The sequence below is a fragment of the Streptomyces sp. NPDC016845 genome (assembly GCF_044332585.1).
Taxonomy (GTDB): domain Bacteria; phylum Actinomycetota; class Actinomycetes; order Streptomycetales; family Streptomycetaceae; genus Streptomyces.
In genome coordinates this window covers 1,227,510-1,241,215 of sequence record NZ_JBIRPI010000001.1, presented here as the reverse complement: position 1 = coordinate 1,241,215, position 13,706 = coordinate 1,227,510, and the positions used below count along the sequence as shown (strand labels likewise).

The window sequence follows — 13,706 nt, the reverse complement described above, 5'->3', positions numbered from 1 at the left end:
TCGCCCTGCTTGTGGGAACGGATCCCTCCGGGCGACGATGCCCTCATGAAGGGTGATCTTTTCGCGAGTGAGTACATGGTGCAGGCCGCTGTCGCGCCCGGCATGACCGTCCAGAACGCCAAGTCGATCCGCTACGTGGTCAACGGCGAGATGCTGGCCCGCCAGGGATCGATGATCGCCTACCGGGGGAACCTGCAGTTCGAACGGAAGGGCCAGGGCGTCGGCGGCATGCTGAAGCGGGCCGTCACCGGCGAGGGCCTGGCCCTGATGAAGGTGAAGGGCCAGGGCGAGGCGTGGTTCGCGCAGGAGGCGCAGAACGTCTTCGTGGTCGACATCGAACCCGGCGACGTGTTCACGGTCAACGGCCGCAACGTCCTGTGCTTCGATCCCACCTTGTCCTACGAGATCAAGACGGTGAAGGGCGCGGGCATGACCGGCGGCGGCCTGTTCAACAGCGTCTTCACCGGCAACGGCAAGCTGGGCCTGGTCTGCGAGGGCAACCCGCTCGTCCTGCCGGTCTCGCCGCAGCAGCCGGTCTACGTCGACACGGACGCGGTGGTCGGCTGGAGCGCCAACCTCCGCACCTCCCTGCACCGCTCCCAGTCCGTCGGCTCGATGCTGCGCGGCGGCTCCGGCGAGGCGGTGCAGCTGATGCTGGAGGGCGAGGGTTTCGTGGTGATCCGCCCGAGCGAGGCCACGGCGCAGAAGCCGCAGCAGCATTAAGCGGATGACAGGGCGTGCGCGCGGTGCCTACGATGCCGGCGATGAAGAACTCCGAGAACTCCTCCTCGTCCGGAATGGGGGAATCGTCCGCGCAAGGTGAGTGCTGATGGCACCTCACTTCGCCGACGAGATCCCGTCCCACCTGCTGATGTGGCAGCGCGTACGCGAGTACGCCGTCCCTCCGTCCATGATCGAGACCGCGACCGCACGACGTGCGGCCGGCGACTGGGCGGGGGCCTGCGCCGCCGCCCGCGTCGATGTCGCCCTCGATCCGCGCGCCGTCCGCGTCCGCCACGGCACCGATCTCTTCCATCGTGTCCGTACGGATCTGCGTCGCCTCGCACCCGACCTGCTGCGCTGGCACATGCCCAGGATCGCCCCCGACGGGCGCCTGCGGCCCGGCCTCACCGTCTCCCTCGCCCGGTACGAGCGGTCCGGCGCCGGGCCACTCCATCTGGTGGTGCGTACGCCTCCGGCCTGGGCGGACGGGGGGCAGCGCATCTCCCTCGACCTGTGGGAGGGGGCCGCGCACGAGGGTGCCGCCGCGCTCCATCCGCACCCCCACCCCGACCGGCGTTTCCGGCTCGACCTGCACCGGCACCTCTGGGACGCCGGTCGCGGCGGAGAGCTGGCGCGCAGGGCGGCGGCGGGCTTGGCGGCCGAGGCGGAGGTGCTGCTGCGGGCCGAAGGCCGGTCGGCTCGCGGGGCCTTCGCCGTGCGGCTCGCCGCGCGCGAGCACGCGGTGTTCGAACTCGTCGCCCCCGACGACGGCCATGCCCCGACGCTCCGTTCCCTGCCCGGTCCGCCGGTCACGGGGCTTCCCCTGCTGCCGGAGGCGGCAACCCGGCCGCTGCCGGACGTCGAACTCCTCCGGGCCGGGCTGGTCCCGGCGGAGCGGCTGCATCCGCTGGTCGCCGCCGCGCTGGCGCCGTCCGGCGAGGTACGGGCCGCTGTCCCCGGGCCCGAGCCGGGTGATCCGCACCGGGTGGAGTGCCGGGGCGAGATCCACCGGATCGCGCTACGGGACGAGGTGCTGACGGCGATCGACCACGACCCGGCGCAACTGCGCCGGGAGGAGCTGCTGGTGGCGCTCGGCGGTCCTGGGCTGCCCTGCCTGCGGGCGATCGACGCGGCACACCGCAGCCCGGAGGCGTTGCCCGCCGTCCGTGAACGCCTCCTCCACGGTGACGTCGCCGGGGCGCTCACCGTGGTCGAAGGGCTGCTCGGCCGCGCCGCGCTCCTGCGCGACGGCCCGCTCCGCGACGCCCTGACCACCGCGGCTACCCGCCACGTCGACGCGGGCCTCTTCCGAGCGGGCCTGACCTCCTGGGACGCGACCCGACGACGATCACGGCCATGGGACGCACCCCCCAACAAACAGCCCGGCCGCGGCCACCCGCGTTCAGCACTGGCCTGCTGAACCCACCCAGCATCCGGCCCCTCAAAGACCGCGCCTCAGAAACCGGACCCCTGACGGCCGGACCCCTGACGGCCGGACCCCTGACGGCCAGACCCCTGACGGCCAGACCCCTGACGGCCAGACCCCTGACGGCCAGACCCCTGACGGCCAGACCCCTGACGGCCAGACCCCTGAAATGGCGCACGAAGTGCGCATTTCAGGGGCGCGGGGAACTGCGCGCCCAGCCCCCACCGACCCGCGGCCAAAAACCCTGGCGCCAAGCGCCGCCCACCCGAACGGCCCGCCCGTTCCAGACCCCGCACAGGTGATGCCCCATGACCTCAACCACCCGCACCCAACTGACCCTGGCCGACGACCTCCTGGCCCTCCTGCGGAGCACCCGTACGGAACCCCGCCCCGACGAACAGCTCGAAGCCCTCACCCTCGCCGTCGCCGCCGACCTCCCCGTACTCCTGTGGGGCGAGCCCGGCATCGGCAAAACGGCGGCACTGACACAGCTCGCCGAGTCACTCGATCTGCCACTGACCACCGTGATCGCCAGCGTGCACGAACCGTCGGACTTCTCCGGCCTGCCCATCATCGGCGAGGACCCCGCGGAGCAGGGCGTACCGATGGCACCACCGCAGTGGGCGGTACAACTCGTACGGGCCGGCCGGGGCCTCCTCTTCCTGGACGAACTCTCCACCGCCACTCCGGCGGTCCAGGCCGCACTCCTCCGGGTCGTCCTGGAGCGACGGGTAGGCACCCTTCAGCTCCCCCCGGGTGTGCGGATCGTGGCGGCAGCCAACCCGCGCGCGTCGGCGGCGGACGGCTGGGAGCTGAGCCCGCCGCTGGCGAACCGGTTCGTGCACCTGCACTGGGTGCACGACCGGGACGTGGTGGTGCGCGGCCTGGGCGGCGTCTGGCCGAGGGCCGAACTTCCCAGCCTGGCGCCGGAGCGGCTGACGGAGGCCGTCGCGTTCGCCCGCCAGGTGGTCTGCGGGTTCCTGGAAGCCCGGCCGACGCTGATCCACCGGCTGCCGAGCACGGAGACGCGGCGCGGCAGCGCCTGGCCCTCCCCGCGCAGCTGGGAGGCGGCCATGACGCTGCTGGCCTTCGGCACGGCGGCCGGCGTGTCGCGCGATGTGCTGGCGCTTCTCGTACGGGGTGCGGTGGGTGACGGCCCGGGGCTCGAACTCCTCGCCCACCTGGACCGGATGGACCTGCCCGACCCGGAGAAGCTCCTGGCCGACCCGGCCGCGGCCGAGCTGCCCGCGCGCGGCGATCTGCGCCAGGCCGCGCTGGAGGCGGTGGTGGCCGCCGTCGGCGCGCGGCCGGAGCGGGACCGGTGGGAGGCCGGCTGGGCGGTGCTGGCGCGCGCCCTGGAGACCGGCGCCCCGGACCTGCTGGTCGCCCCGGCGGCGACGCTGGCCGCGCTGCGCCGCGACGACTGGGAGGTGCCCGATTCGGTGGAGCGTCTGACCGGGGTCGTGGGCGTCGCCCGCCGGTCGGACCGGTCCGTGGCCCGAGCGGCGGGGTCCGTGGCCCGAGCGGCGGGGTCCCGCCGATGACCGGCCCTCGTAGCGGTGCGCCCGTGGTGCCTCTCCCCCTGGACATGGAGAAGCTGCTGGCCGCCCGGCTGCACGCGGTGAAGGTGCGGCCCTATCTGGCGGACGCCCTCTTCGCCCTGCACGTGATCGAGGACCGGGCCGTGCCGACGATGGCGGTGGACGCGTACTGGCGCTGCTACGTCTCCCCCGGGTTCGTGGCACGCACCCCGGTGGAGGAGCTGGCGGGCGTCTGGGTGCACGAGGTCTCCCACCTCCTGCGGGACCATCACGGGCGCGGCGACCGGTATGCGCGGGACCACGGCGACCAGGGGGCCGGCGCGCGGCTGCGCCACAACATCGCCGCCGACTTCGAGATCAACGACGACATCTACGGCGACGGGCTGCCCCGGCCCGAGGGCGCGGTCATGCCGTCCCTCCTCGATCTGCCCACCGGCCTGCTCATGGAGGAGTACCTGCACATGTCGTCGATGTCCGCGCTGACCACCGAGCTGGCGTGGCTGGACTGCGGCAGCGCCGCCGACGGACGGGAGCGGCCGTGGGAGCTGGGGCCCGGCGGGGCGCACGGGCTGAGCAGGCAGCAGCGGGACCGGGTCAGGTTCCGGGTCGCGGAGGGGATCAAGGGGCGGCCGGGCGACGCGCCGCAGGGATGGCGCCGCTGGGCGGACACGGCGTTCCAACCGCCGCAGCCCTGGCGGCAGTTGCTCGGTGCGGCGGTCCGTTCGGCGGCGGCCGCGCCGGGTCCTGGCGACAACCACAGCTACCGGCGCCCGTCCCGGCGTTCGGCGAGCGTCCCCGGGGTGCTGCTGCCGAGTCTGCGCCGCACGCCGCCCCGGGTGTGCGTGGTGATCGACACGTCGGGGTCCGTGAGCGACGCGGAACTCGGCGGCGCGCTTCTGGAGGTGGCCGCGATCACGCGCGCGGTGGGCGGGCGGCGCGATCTGGTGTCGGTGATCTCCTGCGACGCGGCCGCCGGGATCGCCGTCCCGGTCTGCCGCGCCGAGAGCCTGGAGCTGGTCGGCGGCGGCGGAACGGACCTGCGCTCCGGCTTCGCCCGCGCGCTGCGCTCCCGGCCCCGTCCGGACGTGATCGTCGCCCTGACGGACGGCCAGACCCCGTGGCCGTCCGCCCCGCCGCCCTGCCGCACCGTGGTCGGCCTCTTCCCCCGCCCCGCCGGCGCGGCGGACGAGGACGACCCCGACTACGTACCCGGCACTCCACCGCCCTGGGCGCGGGTCGTCACGATCGGCTGAGCCGTCCTACTGGTCCCGGTACGTCTCCAGGAGCCGCAGCCACACCTCGCTCACCGTCGGGTACGACGGCACCGCGTGCCACAGCCGGTCGATGGGGACCTCGCCCGCGACGGCGATCGTCGCGGAGTGGATGAGTTCGCCGACGCCGGGGCCGACGAAGGTGACGCCGAGGAGGATCTCCCGGTCGAGGTCGACGATCATGCGGGCGCGGCCGGTGTAACCGTCGGCGTAGAGGCCCGCTCCCGAGACGTTCGCCATGTCGTAGTCGACGGCGCGGACGCGGTGGCCCGCCTGCTCGGCCTCGGCGAGGGTGAGGCCCGCGCTCGCCGCCTCCGGGTCGGTGAAGACGACCTGGGGGACGGCGGAGATGTCGGCGGTGGCGACGTGGGCGCCCCAGCGGTCGGTCTCCAGGAGCGGGACGCCCGCGGCCCGCGCGGTGATCGCGGCGCCCGCGATGCGCGCCTGGTACTTGCCCTGGTGGGTGAGGAGGGCGCGGTGGTTGGCGTCGCCGACCGCGTAGAGCCAGTCGTGGCCCTCGACGCGCAGGGTGTCGTCGACGCTCAGCCAGGAGCCGGGCTTCAGGCCCACCGTGTCCAGGCCGATGTCGTCGGTGCGCGGGGCGCGGCCGGTCGCGAAGAGGATCTCGTCGGCCTCCAGGGCCGACCCGTCGTCGAGGGTGACCGTGACCGTGGCGCCCTGGCGGTGCACGGCCTTCACCGAGACGCCCGTACGGACGTCCGCGCCCGCCTCGCGCAGCGCGTCCGCGACCAGTTCCCCGGCGAACGGTTCCATCCGGTTCAGCAGGCTGTCGCCGCGTACGAGCAGGGTGACCTGGGAGCCGAGCGCCTGCCAGGCCGTGGCCATCTCGGTGGCGACGACGCCGCCGCCGACCACGACGAGGCGGCCGGGCGCGTGGTCGGCGCTGGTGGCCTCACGGCTGGTCCAGGGCTTGGCCTCGGCAAGCCCTGGCAGGTCGGGGAGGGCGGCGCGGGTGCCGGTGCACACGGCGACGGCGTGGCGCGCGGCGAGCGTGGTGACCGTGCCGTCGTCGGCGGTGACCGTGACGCGGCGCGGTCCGGCGAGGCGGCCGTGGCCGCGGTACAGGTCGATGCCGATGGACTCCAGCCAGCCGACCTGGCCGTCGTCCTTCCAGTGGGAGGTGAAGTAGTCGCGGTGGGCGAGCACGGCGGCGGTGTCGAGCGGTCCTTGCACCGACTGGCGCAGTCCCGGTACGCGGCGGGCGTCCGCGCGGGCGATCACGGGGCGAAGGAGGGCCTTGCTGGGCATGCACGCCCAGTAGGAGCACTCGCCGCCCACCAGTTCGCTCTCCACGATCGCGGCGCTCAGTCCGCCCGCCCGTGCCCGGTCCGCGACGTTCTCGCCGACCGGTCCCGCTCCCACCACAACAACGTCGTACTCGATAGCTTCCGTCATACCGTCAGTGTGACGGTAGGTGTGCCGGTGAGCCACATGGGTACGTGCGCGGAATACGTCCGCATCGCGGACCGTTGTCCCCAGCGGCTTTGCCCCTTGCGGCTTCGCCCCGAGATCCCAGGAAGCAGGAAGAGGGAAACACCATGAGCAGCACCACCGTGGAGCTGACCAAGGACAACTTCGATCAGATGGTCACGGAGAACGAGTTCGTGCTGATCGACTTCTGGGCGTCCTGGTGCGGGCCGTGCAAGCAGTTCGCCCCGGTCTACGAGAAGTCCGCCGAGGCCAACCCCGACCTCGTCTTCGGCAAGGTCGACACGGAGGCGCAGCCCGAGCTGGCCGCCGCGTTCGGCATCCAGTCGATCCCCACGCTGATGATCGTCCGTGACCAGGTGGCCGTGTTCGCGCAGCCCGGCGCGCTGCCGCAGGACGCCCTGGACGACGTGATCGGCCAGGCCCGGCAGCTCGACATGGACGAGGTCCGCAAGTCCGTCGCCGAGCAGCAGGCCCAGGCGGCGCAGGAGGGCGGGCAGCCGGAGCAGGGCTGAAGCGGCAAGGAGAAAGGGGCGGTCGTCAGCGGCGACCGCCCCTTTCTCATGTGGAGTCGCGGGGTACCGCCGTCGCGCCGAGCACGTCCCGTACCTCCGGCTGTGCCGCCGGGTCGCGCACAAGGCCGTCGACGAGTTCGGCCAGCTCCTCGCCCGACGGCAGATCCATCCGTACGGTGCTGAGGCGCGGGCGCAGCAGACGGCCGAGCATGAGGTCGTCGGCGCCGATGACGGCGATGTCGCCGGGGATGTCGGCGCCCGCGTCCTGGAGCGCGCGCATCAGGAGCATCGCGTACTCGTCGTTGTAGCCGAACACGGCGCGCAGGCCCAGGTCGCGCAGGTGTCCGGCGACGCGGGCCGCGTCCTCCTCCTCGTACGCGAGCGGCAGGGGCACGACCTCCGCCGCGGTCTCCTGGACGCCCGCGAGGCGGGGCAGGGCGAACGCGCCGAGGCCTGGTTCCGCGGGCATGACGACGCCGATGCGGGTGTGGCCGCGGTCCAGGAGGTGGGCGCCGGCGGCGCGGCCGACCTCGCGGTGGTCCATGATCAGTGCGTGGGCGCCCTCGACGGGTTCGGGGCCGAGCGTGATGACCGCCCGGGCCCCGGAGCGGCGCAGCAGGCCGACGCCGGCCGCGCCCATGGCGGCCGGGGCGAGCACGGCCACCGGGCGCAGCTCGGCCCAGGCGCGGGCCGCCTCCTCGCCGCCGAGGCCGACGCTCCCGTACTGCACGACGGTGTAGTCGAGGCGGCTGAGAGCCCACTGGAGCGCGTTGAGGAAGCCGCTGTAGAGCGGGCCGACGGGCACGTCGGGGGTCGGCATCAGGACGATGCGGGTGTGCCCGGCGCGCAGGCTGCGGGCGGCGGCGTGCGGGACGTAGCCGAGCTCCTTCGCGGCCTCGTGGACGCGGCGGCGGGTGGGTTCGCTGATGCGGACGGCGCTGGTGTTGTTGAGGACGTAGCTGACCGTGGCGCGCGAGACCCCGGCCAGGCGTGCGACGTCGGCGCTGGTCGGCACGGTGCCCCGGGCGGCCCTGGCCGGGACGGCGGGGCCGGTGGGGGCGGCGGGACTGGGCGCCGGGGCGGGTTGCTGCTCGGGTATCTGCTCGGGTATCTGCACCATGACCCCCGGCATCTTTCCAGACCGGTCCCGCGGCCTCGCAGCTACCTCGTCGTCGGCGTCCTCCACAGCTCGGGCTGCTCGGAGCCGAGGGCCCGCGGCACGGTGTTCACCCCCTTGTGCTTGCACGGAACGGGCAGGTGGGCGGCGGTGCCGCGAGCGTCCTGGCACCGGACGACGCGCTGCGTCCCGCCGGCGCGGCGCCTCGGCCTCCCGCGTCGTGACGGTCTTCGCCCGCGCCTTGCTGCCGACGGCCCAGTCCCCGCCGTACGCCGGGAGGCCCAACTCCGCTCTGGCGAGCGGGACTTCGGCGGTGGCTCGGGGTCAGACTCCCGTCGTACCAGGCGGGTGAGGTGAGCGGGCCGGGTGCGCCTTGGGCGTGGTGCGGGTCGTACGCCATGATGCGCAGCCGGTCGGCGGCGGCGCCGAGCTTCTCGTAGTCCCGGACGCGGCCGCTGATGCGGGTCTTGGGGGTGACGGTGACGAAGCATTGTTTGCGCAGGGCGTGCGGTTTCGCGCACAGGTCGGTGACGAAGGCGGCGTAGCCGTCGCGTACGGCCGCGTAGGTGGCGTCCGGTGGGCCTCAGGGGCGCCCGGCGCACCCGCCGCGCGGATCGCGCCGTCCAGGCTCTAACGTGACCCGCGTGACTGCCTTCACGGATGACAGCGCCACCGGCGAGAACGCGTACGACAACCCTGGCCGCCACGGCTCGACGGCCACGGTGGAGGCCGAGCCGCGCCAGGTCGGGCGGGTGCGGACCGAGTACGCGCCCGAGCACGACGGCGACCCGGACCCCGGCGAGATCGTCTGGACGTGGGTGCCCTACGAGGAGAACGACGGGCGCGGCAAGGACCGGCCGGTGCTCGTCGTCGCGCGCGAGGCGGCGGGCACGCTGCTCGCCGTGCAGCTGTCCAGCAAGCGCCACGACGACGACCGCGAATGGGTCGCGATCGGCGCGGGGCCGTGGGACCGCGGCGGCCGGAACTCGTGGGTGAACGTGGACCGGGTGCTGCGCGTGCACGAGCGCGGGATGCGGCGCGAGGCGTGCGCCCTGGACCGGGGCCGCTTCAACCTGGTCGTCCTCCGGCTGCGCGAGCGCTACGGCTGGAACTGATCCCTCCGCCGTCCACGTCGGCGCCGCCCAGGCTTTACCGGCGGCGCCCCGGGGCACTCTTGTGCGGACCGCCGCGAGCGTCTTGGGTGGTACGAGCGTCGCCCGGGACGGCTCCGCGCCGGACCGACATGACGGCAAGGTCGCCACCGGCGACCATGGAGTCCCAAGGACGGGAGGCCCGACATGGGCGAGGGAGACTGTACGGCGCTCGGTGAGCGGATCACCGAAGCGGGGACGGAGGCCCTGGTACAGGGCATCTGTTTCAAGACCGGACCGCCCCGCACGGTGGGGGTGGAGCTGGAGTGGATCGTCCACGAGCCGCGGCGGCCGCGGCTCCCGATACCCCCCGAGCGGCTCGACGCGGCGTACGCCGCACTGCGCGCCCTGCCGCTGCGCTCGGCGCTCACCGTGGAACCCGGCGGCCAGCTGGAGCTCAGCTCGCTCCCCGCCGCCTCGCTGATGGAATGTGTCTCGGCCATGCGGGCCGATCTGACCGCCGTCCGCACCTCGCTCCGCGGCCACGGACTCGTCCTGTCCGGCCACGGCACCGATCCGTGGCGGCCCCCGCGGCGCCTGTTGCGCCAGCCCCGTTACGACGCCCTGGAGGCGTCCCTCGACCGCGCCGGTCCGGCCGGGCGGTCCATGATGTGCTCCTCCGCCTCCGTGCAGGTGTGCCTGGACGCCGGGTACGAGGAGCCGGGCCCCCTCGGCTTCGGCAGGCGCTGGCGCCTGGCGCATCTCCTTGGGCCCGTCCTGGTCGCCGCGTTCGCCAACTCGCCGATGCTGTCCGGCCGTTCGACGGGCTGGCGCTCCACGCGCCAGCTGCTGTGGGACCGCATCGCGGTGGGCCGCTCCGGCGCGCCGCCGCTCGACGGCGAGCCGCGCGCCGCCTGGACACGGCACGTGCTGGACGCGCCCGTGATGTGCGTACGCACCGACAGCGGCCCCTGGCACGTCCCTGAGGCCATGTCGTTCCGGGAGTGGACCCGGGGCGGCGGGCCACGGCCACCGACCCGTTCCGACCTCGACTACCACCTGACCACGCTGTTCCCGCCGGTCCGCCCGCGCGGCCACCTCGAACTGCGCATGATCGACGCGCAGCCGGGCGACGACGGGTGGATCCTGCCGCTCGCCGTCACGACCGCGCTGTTCGACGACCCGCAGGCGGCCGAGACCGCGTACCGGGCCGTCAAACCGCTCGCGGAGCGCGCCGGCGCGACGCCCGCGCCGCACAACCCGCTGTGGCGGGACGCGGCCCGGACCGGCCTCGCCGACCCCGAGCTGCGCGAGGCGGCCGCGGCCTGCTTCACGACGGCGCTGGAAGCGCTGCCCGGGCTCGGCGCCGACAGCCGCGTACTGGAGGCGGTCGCGGACTTCACGCACCGCCATGTCCTGCGCGGCCGGTGTCCCGCCGACGACGTGCTCGAACAGCTCTCTGAACCCGCCCCGGGGAGGTCCGTCCACTCATGACCATCGAGGAGAACGTCACCACGGATCCGGAGGCGTTGCGCCGTCGCGCGGCCGACGCCCTGCTGACCGCACGCCGCCGCACCACCCTCCTCACCAGCTGCGTCGAGGAGCCCGAACTGACCGCGCAGCACTCGCCGTTGATGTCGCCGCTGGTGTGGGACCTCGCCCACATAGGCAACCAGGAGGAGCAGTGGCTGCTGCGGGCGGTCGCGGGCCGCGAGGCGATACGGCCCGAGATCGACCCGCTGTACGACGCCTTCGAGCACCCGCGCGCCGAACGGCCCCGGCTGCCGCTGCTCGCACCGCGGGAGGCGCGCGGTTACGCGGCCGAGGTGCGCGGCCGGGCGCTGGACATCCTGGACGGAGCGTCGTTCGAGGCGGACGGCGGGGAGCGGCTGACCCGGTCCGGCTTCGCCTTCGGGATGATCGCCCAGCACGAGCAGCAGCACGACGAGACCATGCTCATCACGCACCAGCTGCGGACCGGCGCCGCCGCGCTCACCGCACCCGACCCCGAGCCCCTGAGCGAACCGTTCGCCGGTCCGGCCGAGGTCCTCGTCCCCGGCGGCCCGTTCACCATGGGCACGACCGCCGAGCCGTGGGCGCTCGACAACGAGCGCCCCGCGCACGCCCGGTTCGTCCCGGCCTTCCACATCGACACGGTGCCGGTGACGAACGCCGCGTACCTGGAGTTCATCGCCGACGGCGGCTACCGCGAGCCCCGCTGGTGGGCGCCGGCCGGCTGGGCCATGGTCCAGGAGGGCGGCTTCGAGGCGCCCCGGTTCTGGCGGCGCGAGGCGGGCCAGTGGCTGCGCCGCCGGTTTGGGGTGACGGAGGCCGTCCCGCCGGACGAGCCGGTGCTGCACGTGAGCTGGTACGAGGCCGACGCCTACGCCCGCTGGGCCGGGCGCCGCCTGCCGAGCGAGGAGGAGTGGGAGAAGGCCGCCCGCTTCGACCCCGCCTCGGGCCGCTCGCTGCGCTACCCGTGGGGCGACTCCGACCCGACGCCGGAGCGCGCCAACCTCGGCCAGCGCCATCTGCGCCCGGCCCCGGCGGGCAGCTACCCGCTCGGCCAATCCCCGCTCGGCGTACGGCAGTTGATCGGCGACGTGTGGGAGTGGACGGCGAGCGACTTCCTGCCCTACCCCGGCTTCGTCGCCTACCCGTACCGCGAGTACTCGGAGGTGTTCTTCGGCCCTGACCACAAGGTGCTGCGCGGCGGCTCGTTCGCGGTCGACCCGGTTGCCTGCCGGGGCACGTTCCGCAACTGGGACCTCCCCGTGCGGCGGCAGATCTTCGCGGGGTTCCGCACGGCCCGCGACGCCGATGCGCGGGAGGCCGCCTGATGTGCCGCCACCTGGCTTACCTCGGGCCGCCCGTCGCGCTCGGCGAGGTGCTCGACGCGCCGTCGCACAGCCTGTTCCAGCAGTCGTGGGCGCCGCGCAGACAGCGGCACGGCACGGTCAACGCCGATGGTTTCGGCGTCGGCTGGTACGCGGACGGCGACCCGGTGCCCGCCCGGTACCGCCGGGCCGGACCCATCTGGGCCGACCCGTCCTACGCGGACCTGGCCCGTGTGGTCCGTTCGGGTGCGCTGCTCGCGGCGGTCAGGGACGCCACCGTCGCCGGCGCCGACCAGGAGGCCGCGGCGGCGCCGTACGCGTCCGGCCCATGGCTGTTCAGCCACAACGGCGCGGTGCCGGGCTGGCCGCGCTCGCTGACCCCACTGGTGCCCACGCTGCCCGCCACCGACCTGCTCTCCATGGAGGCCCGCTGCGACGCGGCGTTCCTGTGGGCGTTGATCCTGCGCAGGCTGCGGGCAGGGGACGACGAGGCGCAGGCGCTGGCCGACACCGTCCTGGAAGTCGCCGGGATCACACCCGGCGCCCGCCTCAACTTCCTTCTCTCCAACGGCGAGACGATCACCGCGACCGCCTGGGGCGACACCCTCTGGTACCTGTCCGAGCCGGGGCGGCGCACCGTCGTCGCCTCGGAGCCGTACGACGACGACCCGCGCTGGACCGAGGTGCCCGACCGCACGCTGCTCGCGGCCGGCCGCACCGACGTCCTCCTGACCCCGCTCAAGGAGCCTCCCGCGTGAGCCCGTACGCACTGACCCGCACCCTTGCCGAGGACGCCACCGGCGCCGCCCTGCGCGCCGACGTCCTGCACGGCCTGTCCAGCACACCCAAGACGCTGCCGCCGAAGTGGTTCTACGACGCGCGCGGCAGCGACCTCTTCGACGAGATCACCACCCTGCCCGAGTACTACCCGACCCGCGCCGAACGCGAGATCCTCCTCGCGCGCGCCCCCGAGATCGCGGCGGCGACCGGGGCTCGGACCCTGGTCGAGCTGGGCTCGGGCTCCTCCGACAAGACCCGCCACCTCCTCGACTCGTTCACGCAGCTCACGCACTACGTGCCCGTGGACGTGAGCGAGAGCGCGCTGCGGGGGGCGGCGAAACTGCTGCTCGCCGAGCACCCCTCGCTCGCCGTCCACGCCCTGGTCGCGGACTTCACGCGCACGCTCGCGCTGCCCGCGACGCCGGGCCCGCGTCTGGTGGCGTTCCTCGGCGGCACGATCGGCAACCTGCTGCCCGAGGAGCGCGCCGCGTTCCTCGACTCCGTACGGGCTCTGCTCACCCCCGGCGACTTCTTCCTGCTCGGGACCGATCTGGTCAAGGACGAGGCGACGCTGGTCGCCGCCTACGACGACGCGGCGGGCGTCACCGCCGCGTTCGACAAGAACGTCCTGAGCGTGGTCAACCGCGAGCTCGGCGCCGACTTCGACCTCGACGCGTTCCGGCACGTGGCCGTGTGGGACGCCGAACGCGAGTGGATCGAGATGCGGCTGCGCTCGGCCGTCGCGCTGGCCGTGAAGATCCCCGCGCTCGATCTCGCGGTGACCTTCGCGGCGGGCGAGGAGCTGCGCACGGAGGTGTCGGCGAAGTTCCGGCGCGAGGGCGTGCGAAGCGAACTGGGGGCCGCGGGGCTTGAGCCGGTCCAGTGGTGGACGGACACGGAGGGCCGTTTCGCCCTGTCGTTGAGCACCGTTCCGTCCACCTGACACGCCGGTCCTC

Annotated in this window: 12 protein-coding genes; 10 read left to right on the top strand and 2 right to left on the bottom strand. The window is 74.0% G+C overall.

What is annotated here, in order from left to right; translation table 11 throughout:
- The first annotated feature begins 45 nt into the window (after positions 1-45).
- The 4 genes from ACH4RC_RS05205 to ACH4RC_RS05190 all read left to right on the top strand — a co-directional run bounded on the left by ACH4RC_RS05205 (position 46) and on the right by ACH4RC_RS05190 (position 4,943).
- On the top strand, positions 46-723 hold the full coding sequence (locus ACH4RC_RS05205; RefSeq protein ID WP_398195289.1) for an AIM24 family protein: 678 nt from the start codon (positions 46-48) through the stop codon (positions 721-723).
- A 106-nt stretch (positions 724-829) separates the two neighbouring features.
- Positions 830-2,143 (top strand): hypothetical protein, encoded by a 1,314-nt coding sequence (locus ACH4RC_RS05200; RefSeq protein WP_398195287.1) that lies wholly within the window; start codon positions 830-832, stop codon positions 2,141-2,143.
- Between the two features lie 314 nt (positions 2,144-2,457).
- Positions 2,458-3,693 carry an AAA family ATPase gene (locus ACH4RC_RS05195; RefSeq protein ID WP_398195284.1) on the top strand — a complete coding sequence of 412 codons (1,236 nt, stop codon included), beginning with the start codon at positions 2,458-2,460 and terminating at the stop codon, positions 3,691-3,693.
- Between the two features lie 44 nt (positions 3,694-3,737).
- Positions 3,738-4,943 (top strand): VWA-like domain-containing protein, encoded by a 1,206-nt coding sequence (locus tag ACH4RC_RS05190; RefSeq protein WP_398195729.1) that lies wholly within the window; start codon positions 3,738-3,740, stop codon positions 4,941-4,943.
- Between the two features lie 6 nt (positions 4,944-4,949).
- Here the strand turns inward: ACH4RC_RS05190 and ACH4RC_RS05185 are convergent, their stop codons facing one another.
- The gene (locus ACH4RC_RS05185) at positions 4,950-6,377 is read right to left on the bottom strand and encodes a dihydrolipoyl dehydrogenase family protein (RefSeq protein ID WP_398195281.1); all 1,428 of its coding nucleotides are present in this window, start codon (positions 6,375-6,377) and stop codon (positions 4,950-4,952) included.
- Between the two features lie 143 nt (positions 6,378-6,520).
- Here ACH4RC_RS05185 and trxA point away from each other — a divergent pair, with 143 nt between their 5' ends.
- Positions 6,521-6,925, top strand: a complete 405-nt coding sequence (gene trxA / locus ACH4RC_RS05180; protein ID WP_398195280.1) for a thioredoxin — start codon at positions 6,521-6,523, stop codon at positions 6,923-6,925.
- A gap of 46 nt (positions 6,926-6,971) precedes the next feature.
- Here trxA and ACH4RC_RS05175 read toward each other — a convergent pair whose 3' ends face one another.
- Complete coding sequence (locus ACH4RC_RS05175; RefSeq protein WP_398195277.1) at positions 6,972-8,045, bottom strand: LacI family DNA-binding transcriptional regulator; 1,074 nt, start codon at positions 8,043-8,045, stop codon at positions 6,972-6,974.
- A 641-nt stretch (positions 8,046-8,686) separates the two neighbouring features.
- Between ACH4RC_RS05175 and ACH4RC_RS05170 the strand changes: the two genes are divergently transcribed.
- The 5 genes from ACH4RC_RS05170 to egtD all read left to right on the top strand — a co-directional run bounded on the left by ACH4RC_RS05170 (position 8,687) and on the right by egtD (position 13,693).
- The gene (locus ACH4RC_RS05170) at positions 8,687-9,157 is read left to right on the top strand and encodes a type II toxin-antitoxin system PemK/MazF family toxin (RefSeq protein ID WP_398195274.1); all 471 of its coding nucleotides are present in this window, start codon (positions 8,687-8,689) and stop codon (positions 9,155-9,157) included.
- Positions 9,158-9,340: 183 nt separating this feature from the next.
- Positions 9,341-10,627 carry an ergothioneine biosynthesis glutamate--cysteine ligase EgtA gene (gene egtA, locus ACH4RC_RS05165; RefSeq protein WP_398195272.1) on the top strand — a complete coding sequence of 429 codons (1,287 nt, stop codon included), beginning with the start codon at positions 9,341-9,343 and terminating at the stop codon, positions 10,625-10,627.
- Positions 10,624-11,973 carry an ergothioneine biosynthesis protein EgtB gene (egtB, locus tag ACH4RC_RS05160; protein ID WP_398195270.1) on the top strand — a complete coding sequence of 450 codons (1,350 nt, stop codon included), beginning with the start codon at positions 10,624-10,626 and terminating at the stop codon, positions 11,971-11,973. The genes egtA and egtB overlap by 4 nt, the downstream gene beginning before the upstream one ends.
- A complete protein-coding gene (gene egtC, locus ACH4RC_RS05155; RefSeq protein WP_398195268.1) occupies positions 11,973-12,728 on the top strand; it encodes an ergothioneine biosynthesis protein EgtC in 756 nt (251 codons plus the stop codon). The genes egtB and egtC overlap by 1 nt, the downstream gene beginning before the upstream one ends.
- The gene (gene egtD, locus ACH4RC_RS05150) at positions 12,725-13,693 is read left to right on the top strand and encodes an L-histidine N(alpha)-methyltransferase (protein ID WP_398195265.1); all 969 of its coding nucleotides are present in this window, start codon (positions 12,725-12,727) and stop codon (positions 13,691-13,693) included. The genes egtC and egtD overlap by 4 nt, the downstream gene beginning before the upstream one ends.
- Positions 13,694-13,706: the final 13 nt, after the last annotated feature.